Source organism: Aliiroseovarius sediminis (assembly GCF_022678485.1).
Taxonomy (GTDB): Bacteria; Pseudomonadota; Alphaproteobacteria; order Rhodobacterales; family Rhodobacteraceae; genus Aliiroseovarius; species Aliiroseovarius sediminis.
Genome location: NZ_JALBYP010000018.1, coordinates 285,056 through 305,447, shown reverse-complemented (window position 1 = coordinate 305,447; position 20,392 = coordinate 285,056). Strand labels below are relative to the sequence as shown.

Here is a 20,392-nt window from a genome sequence, read left to right as displayed (position 1 = left end):
CGTGTTTCTCCTGCAATAAAAAAGGCCGCGTAAGTCAGCAGACGATACGCGGCCAATCAGATTTTGCAATGGGGCCTGTCAGCCCGCGATGGCAGCCTCGGCAGCGGCCACAGCGGCCTTGGCCCCGGAGAAATCCTGCCCCCCGCCTTGGGCCAATTCAGGGCGGCCACCACCGCCCTTTCCGCCCAGTGCCGGAACGGCCGCCTTGACGAGATCAACCGCCGACACGCGGTCGGTCATATCCGGCGTCACTCCGGCGGCAACGGCAACCTTGCCGTCATTGTCTGAAATGATCAGAACCGCACCTGATCCAAGCGCGTCTTTCTGTTCATTCACAAGTGTTTGCAGGTCTTTCCCGGCGACACCGGCGATGGTCATGGCAAGGAAGTTCACGCCATTGACGTCCTTGGCTTCCGCCCCGGCCCCCGCAGCTTTTGCCAATTCGCGTTTCAACGCCGAAATCTCGCCCTGCAACGCCTTACGGTCGTCCAACAACGCCTTGACGCGATCCACAACCTCGTCCGGCTTGGCCTTCAACATGCCTTGCAGTTCCGAGGCTCGGGCAGCTTCTGCTTCGATATACGCAACGGCGGTCTTGCCGGTCAGCGCCTCGATCCGGCGAATGCCCGCCGCGCTGGCCCCTTCAGACAGGATAACGCAAACGCCAATGTCGCCAGTCTGTTTGACATGGGTGCCGCCGCACAGTTCAATCGAATAGGTCTGACCGTCCGTGCCCTTGCCCGTGGGCGAATGCCCCATCGACACGACGCGCACCTCGTCGCCATACTTCTCGCCAAACAACGCCTGCGCGCCCATGTCGCGCGCGTCATCCGGCGTCATAATCCGCGTCTCAACCGGCGCGTTTTGCCGGATATAGGTGTTCACCTCGCGCGCGATGTTTCCAAGCTCGCGCGACGACACCGCCTTGTTGTGGCTGAAATCGAACCGCAGACGATCGGGCGCATTCAGCGACCCGCGCTGTGCCACATGATCACCCAACTCGCTACGCAGCGCTTCGTGCAGCAGGTGCGTGGCCGAGTGGTTGGCGCGGATTGCCGTGCGGCGCAGATGATCGACGGCCAGTTCGGCCGCCTGCCCTTTGGCAACCTCGCCCTCGTCAACCTTGGCAAAATGGATAAACACATCCGCAACCTTTTTCGTGTCGGTGATGTGCGCCGATCCGGTGTCGGTACGGATCAGACCGCTATCGCCAACCTGACCGCCCGCTTCGGCATAAAATGGCGTTTGGTTCACGACAATCTGAACTTCGTCGCCCGCCTTTGCGCTGTCGGTCAAACCGCCGTCTGATACAAGCGCAAGCACCTGCCCTTCGGCATGTTCGGTGTCATAGCCCAAAAACTCGGTCACGCCATGCTGTTCGGCCAGATCGAACCAGATGGTCGCATCGGCTGCCTCGCCCGATCCTGACCACGCGGCCCGCGCACGAGCCTTCTGTTCGTTCATCGCTGTGTCAAAACCAGCTTGATCGACCCCACGTCCCTTTTCGCGCAGCGCATCCTGGGTCAAATCCAGCGGGAAGCCATAAGTGTCATAGAGCTTGAACGCCGTTTCACCCGGCAGATCTACGCCTTCAGGCAAGTCCGTTACCTCATCATCCAGCAGCTTCAAACCGCGGTCGAGCGTCTTCTTGAAACGCGTTTCTTCGTTTAGAAGCGTTTCTTCAATCATGGTCTGCGCGCGGCCAAGTTCGGGATAGGCCTGCCCCATCTGCGCCACAAGTTCGGGCACCAAGCGGTGCATGATCGGGTCTTGCGCACCCAGCAAATGAGCATGGCGCATGGCGCGACGCATGATCCGACGCAGCACATAGCCGCGCCCTTCGTTGGACGGCAACACGCCATCCGCCATCAAAAACGAAGTCGAGCGCAAATGGTCCGCAATCACCCGATGATGCACATTCTTGTCGCCATAGGGGTCGACATTGGTCGCGTGGGCCGATGCTTCGATCAGTGCCTTGAACAAGTCAGTATCATAATTGTCGTGGCTGCCTTGCAGAAGTGCGCCGATACGCTCCAGCCCCATGCCGGTATCAATCGACTGCATCTCCAACGTTTTCATCGAGCCATCGTCGAACTGTTCGTTCTGCATGAAGACGATGTTCCAGATCTCGATGAACCGGTCGCCATCTTCGTCGGCGCTGCCCGGAGGCCCACCCCAGATATGGTCGCCGTGATCATAGAAAATCTCGGTGCAGGGACCGCAAGGGCCTGTTGGGCCCATCTGCCAGAAATTGTCGGCCGTATCGATGCGGATGATCCGATCTTCCGGCACGCCGACCTTTTTCCAGAGCTCGAACGCTTCGTCATCTGTGTGATACACGGTCGTCAACAGCCGCTTGGGGTCAATGCCGAATTCTTTCGTGATAAGATCCCACGCAAACGGGATCGCCTCATCCTTGAAATAATCTCCGAAACTGAAATTGCCTAACATTTCGAAAAACGTGTGGTGGCGGGCGGTGTAGCCCACGTTATCCAGGTCATTGTGCTTGCCACCTGCACGCACACATTTCTGGGCTGTGGTCGCACGGGTGTAATCGCGCGTTTCGATCCCCGTAAACAGGTTTTTGAACTGCACCATGCCCGAGTTGACAAACATCAGCGTCGGGTCATTGCGCGGCACCAAAGGCGAGCTGTCGACCACTTCGTGCCCGTTATCTTTGAAATATGTCAGGAAGGTCGCGCGGATGTCGTTAAGGCTGGCCATGATATCTTGTCTCTGAAAGGGCGGTCACCTTCGTTTACAGTCGCCAGCCCCCCCTGTCCACCGGGGCACAGTGCAAAAAGAAAGGCCGGGCAAAAACCCGGCCTTCGTCATGTGCCGTTGGTTTGATCAGGCTTCAAGCAGCCCATCATCATCCGCACCTTTTTCACCTTCGGGCATATCGAAATCCAGCCCGTGGGCGGCACGGATCTTGTCTTCAATCTCAAGCGCGGTGCGGGTATTTTCGCGCAGGTAATTCTTGGCGTTCTCACGGCCCTGGCCGATGCGTTCGTCGCCATAGCTGAACCAAGATCCCGATTTCTCGACCACACCGGCCTTGACTCCTAGATCCAGCAGTTCACCCATCTTCGAGATGCCTTCGCCATACATGATGTCAAATTCAACCTGTTTGAAGGGTGGCGCGACTTTGTTCTTGACGACTTTGACGCGCGTTGCGTTGCCGACAACCTCGTCCCGGTCCTTGATCGCACCGATCCGCCGGATATCCAGCCGTACCGAGCTGTAAAATTTCAGTGCGTTGCCGCCCGAAGTGGTTTCCGGGCTGCCAAACATGACACCGATTTTCATGCGAATCTGGTTGATGAACACAACCGTACATTTGGAACGCGAGATCGAGCCGGTCAGTTTGCGCATCGCCTGGCTCATCAACCGGGCCTGCACGCCCACGCTGCTGTCGCCCATATCGCCTTCCAGTTCCGACCGCGGCGTCAAGGCTGCAACCGAGTCGACCACGACCATGTTCACAGCCCCCGACCGCACCAGCGTGTCCACAATTTCAAGCGCCTGTTCGCCAGTGTCGGGCTGGCTGATCAGCAACTCATCCAGATCAACGCCCAATTTTTTGGCATATTGCGGATCAAGCGCGTGTTCAGCATCGACAAAAGCGCAAACCCCCCCCTTTTTTTGTTCTTCGGCAACGCAGTGCAGCGTCAGCGTTGTCTTACCCGAGCTTTCCGGCCCATAAACCTCGATAATCCGCCCTTTGGGCAATCCACCTATACCAAGCGCGATATCCAGCCCCAAAGATCCGGTCGATGTCGAAGCAATCTCGGCAACAGGATTGTCCGCCCCAAGCTTCATGATCGACCCCTTGCCAAACTGCCGTTCGATCTGCGCCAATGCGCTATCAAGCGCCTTTTGTTTGTCACCGTCACGTTTCATGTCAAAGATATCCGCCGTTGCCATTTCTTATCATCCCTTATTCCACACCCGCGGACGGGCGGCAATCACGCTCGTGTTCTGCTCTTGTTCTCAAATCCGTTATGAGCACAAATCAGGAACATTTCAAGTCTTGTTTTCAGCAACGACTCTTGCACAGGATTGGTAACCGAAGTGTTAACAACAACAAATAGCCCGCAAACCGCTTGTAAATAGGGATCTCAAAATCGTTCAATGCAGTTGTCGTTGGACCGTTGCAGTGAGATCCGTCAACGAAAACGGTTTGGGCAGGAATACTGAATTCGGGATGCGTGATTGGTGTTCTGACACCGAATCCTCTGCGTAGCCCGAAACGAAAACAACCTTCACACCCGGCCGATCTTCCAACGCCTTGGCAACCCAAGTCGGGCCATCCATCCCCGGCATGATCACATCGGTGACGAATATATCAACAGTCAAGGTTGTATCTTCCAGCGTTTTCAATGCCTCTTCGGCATTTTCAGCTTCCAGCACGGTATAGCCCCGCATCCGCAAGGCCCGCGACGCAAACGCACGTACCGGGGCTTCGTCCTCCACCAATAAAACGATACCATCATCACCGTCGGCAAGGTTGTGGGTAGGCTTGGGCACCCCCCGCGTGCCATCAGCATACCCCCGTTGGGTCGACGCGACATTCGGCGCCTCGGTCGTCGTTGGTTTCGCCGATACAAAGGGTCGCCCGTCCGACGCGAAATCACCTTGGGCAGCCCCCCCGTCTGTGAACAATTGATCATCAGTGCTGAGCGAGTCCAGTGTTGCCAGTATCTGCGGTTCCATTGATGCCTCTGACGCACGACTATGGGGGATACCCACGTCGTGGCCAGAATTTCCGAATGCGGCAGGATTATTGTACGCTTCAATCTGTCCGGCGCCATCTTCCGGCGCTAGATCAGAATCGTGGTACGCGGGAAAATACAGGGTAAACGTCGTGCCTGTTCCAGGGATCGAGTCCACGAATATGAACCCTCCCATCTGCTTTACGATGCCGTAGGCCATCGACAGGCCTAATCCGGTGCCTTTTCCGGCCCCTTTGGTGGTAAAGAACGGTTCGAAAATTTTATTGATCTTATCGGTCGGAATGCCGGTTCCCTGATCAATTACGCGGATCGCGACATAGTCGCCGGCGGGAACTGTTGCACGGTCTCTATGCAGCGCCTGTTTGATGCAGACATTTCGGGTTTCAACACGGATCGACCCACCAGCACTCATCGCATCACGCGCATTTACTACAAGGTTCATCACCACCTGATCCAATTGCCGCCGGTCGGCGCGGACAGGCATCAGATCGGGATCGTGATCCAGTTCCAGTGACACCTTTTCGCCCACCAGACGGTTCAGCAGATGCGTCAGGTCCGAGAGGGATTCGGTTAAAGCCAGTTTTTCAGGACACAGCGTTTGCTTGCGCGAGAATGCCAGCAATTGTCCAACAAGTGCCGCGGCGCGGTTAGCGTTCTGATGAATCTGCGACAGGTCCGAGTATTCCGGGTCCTTCTCGTCACGGCCCAGAAGCAAAAGGTCGCAATGGCCTGATATGGCGGTCAGAAGATTGTTGAAATCATGTGCAACGCCGCCGGCCAGTTGGCCGATCGCCTCCATCTTCTGGCTTTGAACAAACTGTGCCTCAAGGGTTTTTAGTTCGGTCGCGTCCTGCAGCACCGCTACCAACGCACGCCCCGCTTCGTCGGCCACTTGCCCTAGCGATATCTGCAAGAATACGTCTTCTTCGGGTTTGACAGCGCGCACGACTTCAGCCCGACCCAAATGGCGGCCTGCATGGGCTTCGCGCAGCCATTCTGATACAGGGCGGCCAAGACCTTCGACCTGATCGGCCAATTGCGTACCGATGGCGGTTTCATCGCCCAGCAACGCCCGTGCGCGACGGTTGGCCATAGTAATGGCGCCCATCGTATCAAGCTTGATCAGCGGCACCGGCAGGCGGTCGATAAAGGACCACTCCTCGCTGGTGATAGCCGGGCCCGAGGGCGGCGGCAAAAGATAGATTTCGCGTCGACCAGCGTTGATTTCAAGCTCGCAGATGAAGGCCGGCACCGGGCCGTCCTTGGCGGAAACCTGCGCGATTGTGCCCGCCTGGATCGGCAATTCGGTAAAGACACGATCCAGTGTCGTTTCACGCCCACCCAACAGGCGGCGGGCGGCCTCGTTCATGAACAGAATAGTACCGGATTTCGACACAGTCATCATCGGCAGGCTGATGTTTTCGCCGGTGCGCCCGCCCGGTCCACGTTCACCGAAACCTTCCAACCGCCAAAGATAGCCACCTTCGCCGACAGCATGGACCGACAGGCGGACATGGCCGCGCCTAAGCACGATGTCTTCGCGCGCTGCTCCCTTGGCCTGTGCCTTGTTTTGCAACCGGAAGAGGACGGACGCGGGCGCGGCAAACAGATCTTTCAACGCGCCTGCGAGCGTCGCGCCCGTCTGATCACCGAATTCCGCGGTCGCCGTGGCATTTTGATAATGGATCATTCCGTCGGCATCAGTCGAAAAAGCCAACGCTGCATCCCTATCCAAAAATTGTTTTACCGTTCGAAACAGGTTTTTTCGCCGCCGGCGATGAAAAGCTGCAACGCCATAGACTGTTGTCGCAAGCGACAGGAACGTCAGACCGATAAGCAGCAGGATCAGTCCCGGCACCGGAAAGCCCACAAACCAGGCAGAGCCGATGAAAAGCACGGCCAAGGTCAACAAATACCCCAACCGCTGCGACAGGCGCAGCGCGATGTCAATCAACGGATTTGGCAACAGATCGGCATGCGACACGGGGGTCCCCTTTTACAGAATCGGCCCCCTATTTGTGTAAGCTCAAGGGTTAAATGCCGATTAACGGGACCAGTTAACAATCTTAGGTTGCTTCTGCCAAGCCCTATGTTCGCCCTAAACGTGCAACGTAGAACCCGTCACCCCCATCCGTCGGCAAAAGCTGACGGTCGAAAGCACACTCGTAATCCGGATGTTCTGCAACGAACCCGTTCACTTGGACACGATTTTCAGACGTCAGGACCGAGCATGTGGCATATGCTACAACCCCGCCTGGTTTGATCAGGGTCGCAAGCAGCGCCAACACCTGTCGTTGTGTCCTGTGCAACGCGGACAGCCGGTCGGGCGTCAGCAGCCATTTCCCCTGAGGCACGCGCCGCCACGACCCGCTGCCCGAACAGGGCGCGTCTGCAAAGGCAAGATCGAAAGGTCCTTGAACGGCAAGAAGCTCGGGCAGGCTGTCCGGTGTGGCGATCTGGATGCGACAGCCTGCGCGTGCAGCCCGTGCGGGCAGGTCTTTCATCCGGGCAGGCGCGATGTCATGGGCAACCACCTCGGCCCCCATTGCTGCCAACGCCAGCGCCTTGCCACCACCGCCCGCACAATAGTCCAAAACACGCATCCCCGGCGTCACCTGCAGCGCAGCGACGACCGCTTGCGATGCGGCGTCCTGAAGCTCTACGGCTCCATCAAGAAAGGCTCTTGAGTTGTTGATTTTACGCGGATTTTCCAAAACTTCCAGCGCAGTATCAGCACCCGCGTGAGGCTGCGTCACGATGCCGTCCCGAGATAATATCTCTTGCGCCTGATCAAGCGTTACGCGGGCCGTGTTGACACGCAGAAAAACCGGCGCGCGATTGCGCAGGGCCAGCAGCACATCCTCGGCCTGCGGGCCAAGACTGTCGTCGAACTGCGGCAACAACCAATCGGGGCAGTCTAGCCGCTCGGCCCGGGTGGGGGCCCGGCCAGCTTGGCCTTCTGCGTCGGTCAAAGGTGCAGGCGCGTGGCCTTCACCGGTAAAAAGCGTGTCTGGATCGCGCCCTTGGCCGCGCAACAACCCGATCATGATCGCCCGCCCGGTATCACCGCCGCCCAAGGCCCTCGAAGATTTGAGTCGACGGAGCGCATCAAACACATGGTCACGGATCGCCGCGCGATCCTTGGAACCGGCGAACCGATGGCGTCGCCCCCAACCCGTCAGGGCCTGTTCGGCGGGGGTGCCGGACAGATAGAGATCAAGAATCTCTATCGCAGCTGCGACGCGGGCGCCGGGCGTCATCGCGTCCGCCAGCTTACATGAATTTCACCGCACAGCACCATGATAACCCTACCCGATCCTATAGTTCGGACTCTCACGTGTGATCTGCACATCATGCACATGGCTTTCCTTCAATCCTGCGCCGGTTATCTTCACGAACTGACACTTTTCGCGCATCTCGGCCACTGTGGCACAACCAGTATAGCCCATGGCGGCCCGCAAACCGCCAACCAACTGGTGAATCACCGTGCCTGCCGGACCGTTATAGGGCACCTGCCCCTCGATCCCTTCGGGAACCAGTTTGTCGGACGCCGCATCCTTCTGGAAATAGCGATCCGCCGAACCGCGCGCCATCGCGCCAATCGACCCCATGCCGCGATAGGCTTTGAACGAACGACCTTGATACAAGATCACCTCGCCGGGGCTTTCATCCGTGCCAGCTATCATCGAGCCGACCATCGCGCAGCTTGCGCCCGCCGCGATCGCCTTGGCGAAATCGCCCGAAAACTTGATACCTCCATCGGCAATCACCGGCACGTCACCGGCGGCAGTCGCGCAATCGTCAATCGCCGTTAACTGAGGCACACCGACCCCCGCCACCATCCGCGTCGTACAGATTGATCCCGGCCCTATGCCGACCTTCACCGCGTCCGCGCCCGCGTCGATAAGGGCACGGGTCGCATCCCCCGTCGCCACATTGCCGGCGATCACCTGAACGCCGCTGGACAGGGCCTTGACGCGCTGCACTGCTTCGATCACACCTTCGGAATGACCGTGGGCCGTGTCGATCACAACGATATCGACGCCCGCATCAATGAGCGCTTCGGAACGTGCAAAACCGGTGTCACCGACCGAACTGGCCGCCGCCACGCGCAGGCGTCCAAGGTCATCCTTGCACGCGGTGGGGTTCAGCACGGCTTGCTCGGTGTCCTTCAGGGTCAAAAGCCCCGTCAGCTTACCATCCGCGTCAGTGACAAGAAGCTTTTCAATCCGGCGGGCCTTCATCAGGCTTTTCGCCTCTTCCAACTCAGCAGGTTCTTGCAGCATTGCCAGGTCGTTCGATGTCATCATCACCTTGACCGGTGTGTCGTCATCACTGGCAAAGCGCATGTCACGGTTGGTCACGATGCCGACAACGCGGCCGCGTGCGTCCACCACCGGAAAGCCCGTGACGCGATAGCGTTCTTGAAGCTGTTTGGCGTCCGCCAGCGTCTGGTCAGGTGTCAAGGTGATCGGGTTATAGACGATCCCGCTTTCAAACCGCTTCACACGGCGCACCTGTTCGGCCTGCTCGTCAATTTCAAGGTTCTTGTGGACCACGCCAATGCCGCCCGATTGCGCCATAGCGATGGCCATGCGGGCTTCGGTCACAGTATCCATTGCCGAACTCAGAAGTGGGATGTTCATGGCAATTGAGCGCGTGACGAACGTGGTCGTGTCCGCGGTGGACGGTAACACGTTGCTGGCGGCCGGAACCAGAAGGACGTCATCGAAAGTGAGCGCCTCGCGAATCTCCATGGGCTTTCTCCTCGGGAGGGTTCGTTTGGCACGTCCCTATCTCACGCCGAAGGGGCTTTGGAAAGAGGCAAGCACGCGTTTTATGCGAATTGCCGCTATCCCGTCCGCGATAGACCGCGTTTGACAACGCCCGCACCGCACGAAAAACTGGGACAGCCGGGCCAACCTGCGGCCGTCATGTGGGACCAAGCAGATGGCCGACCAAAACCGCGGCGCGGCCTTTCGCGCCCTGCACCAGAAGGGCAACCCGTTCATTCTGGCCAACGCCTGGGACATCATCAAGGCCGCCGCCGCCGCTGCGCGCGCCCTTCCCGGTGACTTCGTTTTGGTGGCCCGCGCGGATTGCGTCTATGTCCCCCTGCCCGGCACGATGGCGGATCAAGAGCGTGTGTGTAAAGCAACAACCCTGCCCGGCAACGCACTCGCGGCTGGACCATTTACCAGTATATCGCGCGCCAATTTTGCCAAGGCGGGTGTGGCCCGTATTTCGCTTGGATCGGCACTGGCGCGAGTCACCCACCGGGTGAACCGCGATGCGTCTGAGGCGATGTTTGAAGACGGTGATTTCACAATGCTCGGCGCCGGGATGCAGGGCGACGCTGTCGATGCACTGCTCAAGCAGTGACCTGCGCTAAATCTGCGTCACATCCGCATCGTAAATCCAGCTGAACCGTTTGAAGACCTGTTGCGGGGCAACCCGTCCCGCCAGCCGCAACGCCCCATGTCCCAACCGGCGCGCAAGCGGGTTTGCATAGTGATAGTTGCGCGCGTTCTTGTTCGCCGCTGCGACGATCCGCACACAGCGGTCGCGGCGCACCTTCTGATAGCGTGCGGGGCCCTCGTCCATGCCAAACCGATCAAGGCAGGCGGCCAGAACCCACGCATCCTCGATCGCCATGACCGCGCCTTGGGCCATGAACGGCAGCGTCGGATGCGCGGCATCGCCCAGCAGCGCAACATGCCCGCGATGCCAGTTCTTTGCCACGGGGTGGCGAAACAAACCCCAAAGATGCACCACCTCGACCCTTTCCAGAAAGGCTTGCGCGTCGTCGCAGAACCCTGCAAAGGCCCGGCGCAAATTTGCGGGCTTGTCGATGTGGTTCCAGCCCTCGTCCGCCCAGGTGTCACGCTCCTCGATGGCAACCAGATTAACCAGTTGGCCATCGCGCAACGGATAAGTCACCATGTGCCGACCCGGCCCCATGTAAACCGTCGCCTCGGTCGTTTCGCGACCGGTTGCGGGAACGGTCGCCCGCCACGCCACCTGCCCGGTAAAAAATGGGGTCCGGGGGCCGTTCAAAGCGGGTGCCACGACCGAATGCAGACCGTCAGCACCAATCACAAACCCCATATCCTGACTTGGTGCATCGGCGATTTTCACCGCCGCAGCGCTCTGGCTAGGGATTACAGCCTGCACCTGCACTCCGCAGCGGATATCGACACCCGCAGCGCGTGCCGCGTCTGCCAGCATGTCAATCAGATCGGCACGGTGAAACAGCAGGAATGTTGCCCCAGGCGCAACCTTGTCGAAGTTGAAATCAATGACCTCATGACCCGAGACACCATCACGCAGCCAAACACCGGTGCCGCGCATGGCACGGCGGCGCGCCACATCATTCAACCCCAACGCATCAAGCACACGCACGCCATTAGGGCTGATTTGCAAGCCCGCGCCAACTTCGGCAATCGCGGGGGCTTGCTCCAACACTGTGACCTGTGCGCCCCGGCGCGCAAGCGCTATAGCTGCGGCCAGCCCGCCAATCCCTGCCCCAAGGATCGTGACCTGCTGCCCTGCAATCATGGTTACCGCCCCCTTTTTTGCGCGCCTTTATCATATACGTTCTGCTTGGCGCAGCATTCCCCTGAACGGACAAAAGGCGCCGGATGTCCAGCGCCTTTTGTCATATTTCCGCATGGTCAGCCACGCGACATGATCGCCCACGATATTTGGCAGTGGCAATACGCCAATCAGAACCGCCGCACGCGCGCCTTAATCGTCGCGATGCACCTTTTCACGCCGTTCGTGGCGTTCTTGCGCCTCAAGGCTCAGTGTCGCGATCGGGCGAGCATCCAGCCGTTTCAACGAAATTGGATCACCCGTTTCCGAGCAATAGCCATATTCGCCTTCGTCAATCCGACGCAGCGCCTGTTCTATCTTGCCCACCAGCTTGCGCGACCGGTCCCGCGTGCGCAGTTCCAGCGAACGGTCGGTTTCCTCGGACGCGCGATCTGCAATGTCCGGAATGTTGCGCGTATTGTCTTGCAAGCCCTCAAGCGTATGACGGCTTTCGTCCAGCAACTCTTCCCTCCAAGCCAGAAGCTTGCGACGGAAATATTCCGTCTGACGATCGTTCATGAACGGCTCGTCTTCGGCAGGACGGTAATCGTCGGGCAGGAAAGTCTCTGCTTTCATACCAACTCCCTCACTTACCGGACCATAACCACCTGACAACCTTGTTGCCTCTTAGAAGCCCGGTTTCTTCTGGCGCTCGTTTACACCCGCTATTGCCTGTTGTCACTAGGCAAAGACCATGTGGTATAAAGGTTTTCGCCGAAAGCGGATAAGCGCCTGAAACACAATAAAAACACTCGGATTCAGGCGGCGTGACGGTTCAATTATCTCAGCCGCACTGCATATAGACGGCTTGTGCTGTTGACCCCACATAGACCGTACACTTGCCAAACGCGGCCCATCCCATTACCTCGCCCGGTATGACGCAGCTGTGACCGCAAGGGGATAACAGGATGACGAAACGCTTTGAAGGCACTGAAAGCTATGTCGCGACCGACGATCTTAAGGTCGCGGTCAATGCCGCCGTTACGCTGGAACGCCCACTTCTGGTCAAGGGTGAACCCGGCACTGGCAAGACGGAACTCGCAAAGCAGGTGGCGGGCGCTTTGGGCGCGCGGATGATCGAATGGAACATCAAATCCACCACAAAAGCGCAGCAAGGTCTTTACGAATACGATGCCGTCAGCCGGTTGCGCGACAGCCAGTTGGGCGACGAACGTGTGCATGACGTCAAAAACTATATCAAGCGCGGCAAGCTGTGGGAGGCGTTCGAGGCCGATGAACGCGTCGTTCTGCTGATTGACGAGGTCGACAAAGCCGATATCGAGTTTCCCAACGACCTTCTGCAAGAGCTTGATAAGATGGAGTTTCACGTCTACGAGACCGGCGAAACCATCCGCGCGAAACACCGCCCGATTATCATCATCACCTCGAACAATGAAAAAGAACTGCCCGACGCCTTTTTGCGCCGCTGTTTCTTTCACTATATCCGCTTCCCCGAAGCCGATACGCTGGCCCGCATCGTGGAGGTGCATCACCCCGGCATCAAGCCGCGTCTGCTGACCGAGGCGCTGACCCAATTCTATGAAATCCGCGAGCAACCGGGGCTGAAGAAGAAGCCGTCCACCTCGGAAGTGCTGGATTGGCTGAAGCTGTTGCTGGCCGAAGATATCGACCCAGCAACATTGAAGCGTGATGGGGCATCGGCTTTGCCGACCCTGCACGGCGCGCTTTTGAAGAACGAGCAGGACGTGCATCTGTTTGAACGTCTGGCCTTCATGGCCCGTCGTGAGGGGCGCGGCGGGCGGCAATAATCCCATCTGAACTTGACATTCGGACCATATGACCTTATCTTCTGCTCAACACGACAGGAGATGCACCATGCACGCCGCCCCACAACCCATCACCCCGCCCCCGGCCCGTCCGACCTCGGATCATGCGGCTGTGGCGTTGAAGGCCTATGGCCGGATTGCCGAGGCTTGGGGGCTGAAACTGGATGACGCGGCTGCGCTGGCGGATATGTCCACATCCACTTGGAAACGCGCGCGAAACCCTAACTTCAAGGGCGATCTGACCCGTGATCAAATGCTGCGCCTGTCTGCACTGGTCGGGATCTACAAATCCCTACACCTTTATTTCGACGAATCGCTTGCTGATCAATGGATCACACTTGCCAACACAGGCCCGCTGTTTGACGGCGCCCGCCCGATTGACACGATGATCGAGGATGGATTGCCGCAATTCCTGCGCGTGCGCAATTACGTCGATGCACTACGGGGCGGGATGTGACCGACCCGCTTCCTTTGCGATCTGTCAGTGACCGCGCGCTGGTCCGCCTGATCCCTGCCACGTATCACAAACCACCGGTACTGCGGGGGCTGGTTGATGATGACGAAGAAGCGACCCTTTTGGCCGAGGTCGAGGCGATGACTTCAGCCCGTCACATCGCTGAACGCGGGCGCGATATGGGGGTGAACCGACTGGAACTGGCGTGGGAGCGCCGCGCCGCGGATCTTCGCATCTATGGCCTGAGCCACGTGAATGCGGCGTTCACCTATCGCCGGGCAGGTGGCAACCGGTTCAACGATGACACACGCGGCGCATGGTATTGTAGCTGGAGCGCCATGACATCGCTGGCCGAAGTCGGGTATCACTACACCCGCGAGTTGACCTTTATGGGCATCTTTAACACCAAGGTGCGCTATGTCGAACTGCTGGCCGATTTCATTGGTGACTTCCCTGACCTGACTGGTCAGCCCGACCACCCCGCGTTACATGACGACCCGGCGCGCGGCTATCCGCGCGGGCAAGAACTGGCAAATCACCTGCGCGCCGGTGGGCATCGGGGGCTGGTTTATCCTTCGGTGCGCCATCCAGACGGCACCTGTCTTGTGGCCTTCGACCCATCCGCGGTGCAGAACGTACGTCCCGGCGCGAAGTGGGACATCACATGGTCAGGCGGTCCAGAATACGACGTTGTTGGACTTTGACGGTTCGATTCGTCCTCTTGGCAATGGCCGGGCAACCAGCCTTGTGGTGCATGAATTTTCGCATACAAAATATTGTTATTGTTTAAATAATTTGTCTAAAAACATGCCAAATCTATAGTTTTGCTTGGTCAGAACCTGATCTCCCCTTACACTTTTTGGCTGTGCCGGGCGTATGAAACAGCTTTGGGTGTGGTGTTATGGGAACCAGTGACGACATCTCTGTTCGACCGGTGACGCCGTCTGACAGGGCCGCATGGAATCGCCTTTGGGGTGAGTATCTTAGTATTGAACAGGTTGTGTTAGAGCCGCAGATTCACGATGCCACATTTGCGCGCTTGGTGTCGGGCACCCCAAACGAATTTAACGGGCTGCTGGCCTGCAAGGGCAACCGGCCCGTCGGGTTTGCACATTTCCTGTTCCATCGGCACACTTGGAAGGTGGAGGACGTGTGCTATTTGCAGGATCTCTACACCGACCCCTTGGCGCGCGGCATCGGCGTCGGGCGCGCTTTGATCAAGGCGGTTTATGATACTGCCGATCACGCGGGCGCGCCATCGGTCTATTGGATAACCCACACCGCAAACGAGTCGGCCCAAAAGCTCTATGACCTGATTGGCGTCAAGACGCCTTTCATCCGATATGGGAGAGCGTGACGATGCGGCTGGCCGTCTATGCGTCCTTTTTGACTGCTCTGGCTGTTGGCGCGTGCTCTGTCCCGCGCCCATCCAACATTGCGCAGGACGAGGTCACCGCAAGTCGCATCGGCCTGCCTTCGTCCCTGCCCCCGATGAAGTCCTTCGGCAGCACGCAGATCACCCGACCATCGCGGCCCAATAGCACGATTGCCGGGGATTTTCTGGACCTGTCTTTTCAGTTGGAAAGCGGGCGAACCCTTCCCGTACTGACCCGGTTTGAAGGCCCTGTGACGCTACGCGTCACGGGTGAGCCGCCCCCTTATATGCAGGCGGACCTGAGCCGCCTGTTGGCGCGGCTACGCATTGAGGGCGGGATCAACATCACCCAAGTACCCGAAGCCACGCCCGCATCGATCACATTGCAGATCATCACCAAACGCCAGTTGCAGCGCCTTGTGCCCCATGCTGCCTGTTTTGTGGCCCCAAACGTGTCAAGCTGGCAAGAGTATCGCGCCGCACGCGGCACCGAACGGCTGGACTGGACAAAGCTGCACACCCGCACCCGGATGGCGGTGTTCCTGCCCGGCGATGCAAGCCCGCAAGAGCTGCGTGATTGCCTGCATGAAGAGGTCGCGCAGGCCTTGGGACCGGTCAACGACCTGTATCGCCTGCATGACAGCGTGTTCAACGATGATAATTTCCACACCGTCCTGACAGGGTTCGACATGCTGATCCTGCGTGCCTATTACGCACCGGAACTTGCGTCCGGGATGAGCCGAAACGACGTGGCGGCACGCCTGCCAGCCATACTGGCGCGCCTGAACCCCAGGGGCGGAAGTGGCGCACCGCGCACAGGTGAACACGCGCCCCAGGCATGGAAAGATGCAATAGAAACGGCGTTGGGGGCCGGTTATTCCAACGGGCATCGCAGACAAGCCGCTACGTCTGCCGTGGCCATCGCCCGCCAGATGGGATGGCGCGACACTCGGTTGGCGTTCAGCCTGTTTGCCTATGGTCGCCTTCATATGCGTCAAAACAGCAAAAACGCATTCAGCGCCTTCCGTGAGGCCGAAGCCATCTATCGCAGCCACCCCAAAACCGCTTTGCATGCCGCCCATATGGGCGTGCAACTGGCCGCCTATGCCCTGTCTGCGGGGCGAACAAAAACGGCAATAGCGATTGTGAACACCCACATCCAGCCGGTCATGCGGGCCGAAAACGCCGCCCTTCTGGCCACCCTTCTGATGATCAAGGCCGAGGCCCTGGATCTGTCCGGTCGCAGTGCCGAGGCGCAGCTTGTCAGGCTCGACAGTCTGGGCTGGGCGCGGTATGGCTTCGGCTCGAACGAACAGGTCGGCGCGCGGCTGGGCGACATCGCCGCCATCGCGCCGGGACACAGCAAACAGGGCCGTCCTTGACCGCCCTTAAACAAGGGGGCACGCCTATATGCTGGTTATCGCAGCACTCATTTTCGGGGCTCTGGTCGGTGTTCTGCGCGCCCGCAAACGGGGTGGCAACCGGCTGGATACGGCGCAATATGCTGCCGTTCATGCCATTGTATTCGGGTTGGTCGCGCTGTTCGCCTCGATCATCATAAGTCGCTAGGTCAACGTCATGTTCCTGCCCTTCTTCGACAACCTGCGCGCGAACAAGGTTCCCGTATCCCTGCGCGAATTTCTTGCCTTTCTTGAGGCGATGAAAGCTGGGCTTGTGACCTATGACATCGAAGGGTTTTACTACCTCGCACGCACCGCGATGGTGAAGGACGAACGTAACCTCGACAAGTTCGACCGCGCGTTTTCAATGACGTTCGAAGGGCTTGAAGCGATCTCTGCCGAACAAATGCTAGAGGCCGTCGATATCCCGCAGGAATGGCTGGACAAGATGGCCGAAAAGTTCCTGACCGACGAAGAAAAAGCCGAGATCAAGGCCTTGGGTGGGTTCGACAAACTGATGGAGACCCTGAAAGAGCGCCTGAAAGAACAAGAAGGGCGCCATCAGGGTGGTAACAAGTGGATTGGGACTGCCGGCACGTCGCCCTTTGGCGCCTACGGATACAATCCCGAAGGCGTGCGCATCGGCCAAGACCGCTCGCGCCACCAACGCGCGGTAAAGGTCTGGGACAAGCGCGAATTTCGCAATCTGGACGATCAGGTCGAACTGGGCACGCGCAATATCAAGGTCGCCCTGAAGCGCCTGCGCAACTGGGCACGCGACGGTGCGCATGACGAGCTTGACCTTGACGGCACCATTCGCGCCACGGCGGAACACGGCTATCTTGACGTGAAAACCCGGCCCGAGCGGCACAACGCGGTGAAAGTCCTGTTGTTTCTGGATGTTGGCGGCTCGATGGACCCTCATATTCAAGTGGTCGAGGAGTTGTTTTCCGCTGCCCGCGCCGAATTCAAACATCTGGAGTATTATTATTTCCACAACTGCCTTTACGAAGGCGTATGGCGTGACAATGCGCGGCGTTGGACCGATCAGGTTCCCACTTGGGACGTGCTGCGCACCTACGGCCCGGATTACAAGTGTATTTTCGTGGGTGATGCGTCGATGAGCCCCTACGAGGTAGCCTATCGCGGCGGCGCGAACGAGCATTGGAACGACGAACCCGGCCAGGTCTGGCTGGAACGCGCCCGAGACCATTGGCCCGACAATCTATGGATCAATCCCTTGCCGGAACATCACTGGAAATATACTCAATCCGTGCAGATGATCAGCCAGATTTTCGAAGGCCGCATGGTGCCCATGACACTGGACGGAATTGCGCGCGGGATGAAAGAACTGGGGCGCTAAGCGACGGAAAACTCGGCCTGCATCGTATTGATAGCACCCCAACAAAGGAGCAGCCGTGATCTCATTCCTCAAACGCATGTGGCGCGCCGCGCCTTGGGCCACGACGATCCTTGCGCTTGCGATGGCAGCCGGGGTGTTTTTCGGAACACGCACCGTCGCCAGTTGGGTCTATTGGAACGACCCCGCCCGACGCGACCAGCCGATCGCTGCGTGGATGACGCCGCGCTATGTCACGTATTCCTGGCGCATTCCACGCAAGGTGATGATCGACGCGCTTGGCAGCCCAAATCCAGCCGAGGGATTTCGCAACTTCGAACATCTGGCTCAGGATCGCGGCATCCCGGTAGACGAGTTGATGATGCAGATCGAGGATGCAATTGTGGCTTTCCGTGCCACCCAAGGCTCGTCTGGATCAGTGGATGGGGCGAACAAGGCGACGCGCCAATGACCGACGCTGTCTTTGCCCTTCTATCAAGTTATGGGCCATGGGTGGTCTTCGCCTCGGCTTTTTTGTCGTGTCTGGCGCTGCCTATCCCCACCTCGCTGATGATGCTGGCGGGTGGTGGTTTTGCGGCGGCTGGGGATCTTGTGCTGTCCAACGTGGTGCTGGCGGCGTTTGCAGGCGCAGTGATCGGGGATCAGACAGGCTTCGCCCTTGGCCGCTATGGTGGCGCGCCTTTGCTGGACCGCCTTGCCCGCAGCCCTGCCCGTAAAGCCGTTCTGGCGCGCGCACATGATTTTGTTGACCGCCACGGCGGCAAAGGCGTTTTCCTGTCCACATGGGCTGTCGCACCGCTTGGACCTTGGGTCAATTTTGCCGCCGGTGCGACCGGACTGGGGTGGGCCCGGTTTACCATCTGGGACATCCTGGGCGAAACCATCTGGGTCACGCTTTATGTGGGTCTGGGATATGGCTTTGCTGCACGCATCGAAAGCCTTGCGGATCTTTTGGGAAGCTTGGTGGGGTTTCTTGTGGCATTGGTCGTGGCAGCGGCAATGTTTGCGTGGGTCCGCGCGATGATGCGTGTGCAAGCTCGACAGGAAGATTCTCCGCGCCCGATCCGGTAGCCCCCCTTTCCTGAACGGATATACTTCCCCATATAGATCCCATGTTGAAGCTTCTGCCCATCCTCTTGCCTGTCGCCTATGGCCTGCTGCTCTACCATTTTTCGGTCTGGCGCACGCATCGCGAACTGGACGCCCAATCCACTCAGCTCGCCGACCCCAAATTGAAGGCGCTGACGGACCGGATGGCCGCGTCTTTGGACATTGCCAAAATCCCTGTTCATATCTATGAAATTGATCCCGTTAACGGGCTTGCCGCACCGGATGGGCGAATTTTCATCACGCGGGGATTTTTCAATGAATACCGACAAGGGCGCGTCAGCGCCGAGGAGTTGGCCAGCGTGATCGCCCATGAATTGGGCCATGTGGCGTTGGGGCATTCACGCAAACGGATGATCGACTTTTCAGGGCAAAACGCGATGCGCACGGTGCTGGCCATGGTGCTCTCGCGATTTCTGCCGGGGATTGGCGTGCTGATCGCCAATGCCCTGACGCGCCTTGTGGCCGCCGGCCTGAGCCGCGGCGATGAATACGAAGCTGACGCCTATGCCACTGCGCTGTTGATCAAGTCCGGGATCGGGACTGAGCCGCAGAAAACTCTGTTCGGCAAGCTGGACGCACTGACGAAATCACGGTCTGGCGTGATGCCCGCGTGGTTGATGAGCCACCCGAAAACCGCCGAACGGATCGCAGCGATTGAAAAGAACGAAGCGAAGTGGGTGAGGTGAGGAGGTAAGGGGCTTTGCCCCTCGCGGCGGTGCCGCTCACCCCAGGATATTTATGGCCACGAGAACCACGGCTCAGATAAGCTGATCCAGCGCTTTACCCAATCGCGGCAGGCGCGCTTTTTTCATCAGGCGACGGATGGTCCAGTCTACGTCTGACAAGGTCCGGGCTTGCGTCAGGATGCGCGTGGCGACCGTCTTGATGGCATCCGGGTCTTGGTTCAGGAACGCGAGCAGGAACAGGTCGGGGCTGTCGCGGCGCAGGCCCTCTTCGCTCAGTATATGGCGGGGGAAGTCAGCGTTGTTCATGGTCAACAGCACATCCGCGCGGCCTGCGATGGCCGCGGCAAAAACGTGGATGTCGTTCTGATCCGGTAGCCATAAGCGCCGCAAGTCACCGTCGCGGGGCCGGACGTTCGCGTCAGGCCAGCGTTCCCGCAGCAGCGAAATTTCAGCGCGGGCCACGGCGTCCTGATCGGGACCCATGCGGGCAGCAGCGCGCGCCCATTCTTCGAGAATGCGGGGCGACCAGAGTGGGGTGAACAGCCCCTGCCCCGCCGCGCCCATCACCATTTCGCGCATGACCGTGGGATAAAGGACGCAGGCATCAATCAGCACTCTCATGGTAGCAAATGGACGGACAGCGCTTTCGGATATCCACTTTGGGGCAGTTGCGGGTGTATCGCGTGGTCCGCGTCAATAGTGCCCGTGCGGGTCAACCGGCCTGTTTGGATGGCGCGCGCATTCGTCTTTGGGTTCAGTCTGATCGTCGCGCGATCGGGTGATTGCGGCTTGGTCATATGATATCATTCATTTTCTCGGTGGCTCTTACATAAACCCCGCCCCCACGCAGGGGAACCCGGAAATTGGCCATTGTTAGCGCTATCACTTGC

General features: G+C 58.9%; 19 protein-coding genes. 11 read left to right on the top strand and 8 right to left on the bottom strand.

Annotated features, from left to right (window positions below; translation table 11 throughout):
- Window positions 1–78: 78 nt before the first annotated feature.
- From alaS to guaB, 5 genes are all read right to left on the bottom strand, one after another.
- A complete protein-coding gene (alaS, locus tag MN186_RS01595; protein WP_242111080.1) occupies window positions 79–2,724 on the bottom strand; it encodes an alanine--tRNA ligase in 2,646 nt (881 codons plus the stop codon).
- Window positions 2,725–2,850: 126 nt separating this feature from the next.
- Window positions 2,851–3,927 (bottom strand): recombinase RecA, encoded by a 1,077-nt coding sequence (gene recA / locus MN186_RS01590; protein WP_275066112.1) that lies wholly within the window; start codon window positions 3,925–3,927, stop codon window positions 2,851–2,853.
- A gap of 204 nt (window positions 3,928–4,131) precedes the next feature.
- Window positions 4,132–6,720, bottom strand: a complete 2,589-nt coding sequence (locus MN186_RS01585; RefSeq protein ID WP_420838880.1) for a hybrid sensor histidine kinase/response regulator — start codon at window positions 6,718–6,720, stop codon at window positions 4,132–4,134.
- Window positions 6,721–6,823: 103 nt separating this feature from the next.
- Window positions 6,824–7,996: an RsmB/NOP family class I SAM-dependent RNA methyltransferase gene (locus MN186_RS01580; RefSeq protein WP_242111079.1), complete on the bottom strand. Its 1,173-nt coding sequence runs from the start codon at window positions 7,994–7,996 to the stop codon at window positions 6,824–6,826.
- A 48-nt stretch (window positions 7,997–8,044) separates the two neighbouring features.
- On the bottom strand, window positions 8,045–9,493 hold the full coding sequence (gene guaB / locus MN186_RS01575) for an IMP dehydrogenase (RefSeq protein ID WP_242111078.1): 1,449 nt from the start codon (window positions 9,491–9,493) through the stop codon (window positions 8,045–8,047).
- Between the two features lie 193 nt (window positions 9,494–9,686).
- On the opposite strand from guaB, the gene MN186_RS01570 reads away from it, so the two are divergent.
- Window positions 9,687–10,118 (top strand): isocitrate lyase/phosphoenolpyruvate mutase family protein, encoded by a 432-nt coding sequence (locus MN186_RS01570; RefSeq protein ID WP_242111077.1) that lies wholly within the window; start codon window positions 9,687–9,689, stop codon window positions 10,116–10,118.
- A 6-nt stretch (window positions 10,119–10,124) separates the two neighbouring features.
- On the opposite strand, the gene MN186_RS01565 is transcribed toward MN186_RS01570, so the two are convergent.
- Together MN186_RS01565 and dksA are read right to left on the bottom strand one after the other, a co-directional pair.
- On the bottom strand, window positions 10,125–11,294 hold the full coding sequence (locus MN186_RS01565; protein ID WP_242111076.1) for an FAD-dependent oxidoreductase: 1,170 nt from the start codon (window positions 11,292–11,294) through the stop codon (window positions 10,125–10,127).
- A 189-nt stretch (window positions 11,295–11,483) separates the two neighbouring features.
- Window positions 11,484–11,906, bottom strand: a complete 423-nt coding sequence (gene dksA, locus MN186_RS01560; protein WP_242111075.1) for an RNA polymerase-binding protein DksA — start codon at window positions 11,904–11,906, stop codon at window positions 11,484–11,486.
- Between the two features lie 332 nt (window positions 11,907–12,238).
- Here dksA and MN186_RS01555 point away from each other — a divergent pair, with 332 nt between their 5' ends.
- From MN186_RS01555 to MN186_RS01510, 10 genes are all read left to right on the top strand, one after another.
- Window positions 12,239–13,099: an AAA family ATPase gene (locus MN186_RS01555; RefSeq protein WP_242111074.1), complete on the top strand. Its 861-nt coding sequence runs from the start codon at window positions 12,239–12,241 to the stop codon at window positions 13,097–13,099.
- A gap of 67 nt (window positions 13,100–13,166) precedes the next feature.
- Window positions 13,167–13,574: an antitoxin Xre-like helix-turn-helix domain-containing protein gene (locus MN186_RS01550; protein WP_242111073.1), complete on the top strand. Its 408-nt coding sequence runs from the start codon at window positions 13,167–13,169 to the stop codon at window positions 13,572–13,574.
- Complete coding sequence (locus MN186_RS01545; protein ID WP_242111072.1) at window positions 13,571–14,275, top strand: RES family NAD+ phosphorylase; 705 nt, start codon at window positions 13,571–13,573, stop codon at window positions 14,273–14,275. Before MN186_RS01550 ends, MN186_RS01545 begins: the two co-directional genes overlap by 4 nt.
- A gap of 197 nt (window positions 14,276–14,472) precedes the next feature.
- Window positions 14,473–14,928 carry a GNAT family N-acetyltransferase gene (locus MN186_RS01540; protein ID WP_242111071.1) on the top strand — a complete coding sequence of 152 codons (456 nt, stop codon included), beginning with the start codon at window positions 14,473–14,475 and terminating at the stop codon, window positions 14,926–14,928.
- A gap of 2 nt (window positions 14,929–14,930) precedes the next feature.
- Window positions 14,931–16,328 (top strand): DUF2927 domain-containing protein, encoded by a 1,398-nt coding sequence (locus MN186_RS01535; protein ID WP_242111070.1) that lies wholly within the window; start codon window positions 14,931–14,933, stop codon window positions 16,326–16,328.
- Window positions 16,329–16,356: 28 nt separating this feature from the next.
- Entirely contained in the window at window positions 16,357–16,515 is a 159-nt protein-coding gene (locus MN186_RS01530) for a hypothetical protein (protein WP_242111069.1), read from the top strand.
- A 9-nt stretch (window positions 16,516–16,524) separates the two neighbouring features.
- Window positions 16,525–17,709, top strand: a complete 1,185-nt coding sequence (locus MN186_RS01525; RefSeq protein ID WP_242111068.1) for a vWA domain-containing protein — start codon at window positions 16,525–16,527, stop codon at window positions 17,707–17,709.
- Between the two features lie 55 nt (window positions 17,710–17,764).
- Entirely contained in the window at window positions 17,765–18,157 is a 393-nt protein-coding gene (locus MN186_RS01520) for a hypothetical protein (RefSeq protein ID WP_242111067.1), read from the top strand.
- Window positions 18,154–18,777: a DedA family protein gene (locus MN186_RS01515; protein WP_242111066.1), complete on the top strand. Its 624-nt coding sequence runs from the start codon at window positions 18,154–18,156 to the stop codon at window positions 18,775–18,777. The genes MN186_RS01520 and MN186_RS01515 overlap by 4 nt, the downstream gene beginning before the upstream one ends.
- Before the next feature lie 41 nt (window positions 18,778–18,818).
- Window positions 18,819–19,502: a M48 family metallopeptidase gene (locus MN186_RS01510; RefSeq protein WP_242111065.1), complete on the top strand. Its 684-nt coding sequence runs from the start codon at window positions 18,819–18,821 to the stop codon at window positions 19,500–19,502.
- A gap of 72 nt (window positions 19,503–19,574) precedes the next feature.
- Here the strand turns inward: MN186_RS01510 and MN186_RS01505 are convergent, their stop codons facing one another.
- Window positions 19,575–20,123, bottom strand: a complete 549-nt coding sequence (locus tag MN186_RS01505) for an RSP_2648 family PIN domain-containing protein (protein WP_242111064.1) — start codon at window positions 20,121–20,123, stop codon at window positions 19,575–19,577.
- Window positions 20,124–20,392 lie beyond the last annotated feature (269 nt).

Excerpts from the sequence above, each read along its gene's own strand:
- MN186_RS01505 (WP_242111064.1), bottom strand. The coding sequence starts at position 20,123 with ATGAGAGTGCTGATTGATGCCTGCGTCCTTTATCCCACGGTCATGCGC.
- MN186_RS01510 (WP_242111065.1), top strand. The coding sequence starts at position 18,819 with ATGTTGAAGCTTCTGCCCATCCTCTTGCCTGTCGCCTATGGCCTGCTG.
- MN186_RS01570 (WP_242111077.1), top strand. The coding sequence starts at position 9,687 with ATGGCCGACCAAAACCGCGGCGCGGCCTTTCGCGCCCTGCACCAGAAG.
- alaS (WP_242111080.1), bottom strand. The coding sequence starts at position 2,724 with ATGGCCAGCCTTAACGACATCCGCGCGACCTTCCTGACATATTTCAAA.
- dksA (WP_242111075.1), bottom strand. The coding sequence starts at position 11,906 with ATGAAAGCAGAGACTTTCCTGCCCGACGATTACCGTCCTGCCGAAGAC.
- MN186_RS01550 (WP_242111073.1), top strand. The coding sequence starts at position 13,167 with ATGCACGCCGCCCCACAACCCATCACCCCGCCCCCGGCCCGTCCGACC.
- guaB (WP_242111078.1), bottom strand. The coding sequence starts at position 9,493 with ATGGAGATTCGCGAGGCGCTCACTTTCGATGACGTCCTTCTGGTTCCG.
- MN186_RS01515 (WP_242111066.1), top strand. The coding sequence starts at position 18,154 with ATGACCGACGCTGTCTTTGCCCTTCTATCAAGTTATGGGCCATGGGTG.
- MN186_RS01530 (WP_242111069.1), top strand. The coding sequence starts at position 16,357 with ATGCTGGTTATCGCAGCACTCATTTTCGGGGCTCTGGTCGGTGTTCTG.
- recA (WP_275066112.1), bottom strand. The coding sequence starts at position 3,927 with ATGGCAACGGCGGATATCTTTGACATGAAACGTGACGGTGACAAACAA.
- MN186_RS01535 (WP_242111070.1), top strand. The coding sequence starts at position 14,931 with ATGCGGCTGGCCGTCTATGCGTCCTTTTTGACTGCTCTGGCTGTTGGC.
- MN186_RS01540 (WP_242111071.1), top strand. The coding sequence starts at position 14,473 with ATGGGAACCAGTGACGACATCTCTGTTCGACCGGTGACGCCGTCTGAC.
- MN186_RS01565 (WP_242111076.1), bottom strand. The coding sequence starts at position 11,294 with ATGATTGCAGGGCAGCAGGTCACGATCCTTGGGGCAGGGATTGGCGGG.
- MN186_RS01555 (WP_242111074.1), top strand. The coding sequence starts at position 12,239 with ATGACGAAACGCTTTGAAGGCACTGAAAGCTATGTCGCGACCGACGAT.
- MN186_RS01580 (WP_242111079.1), bottom strand. The coding sequence starts at position 7,996 with ATGACGCCCGGCGCCCGCGTCGCAGCTGCGATAGAGATTCTTGATCTC.
- MN186_RS01525 (WP_242111068.1), top strand. The coding sequence starts at position 16,525 with ATGTTCCTGCCCTTCTTCGACAACCTGCGCGCGAACAAGGTTCCCGTA.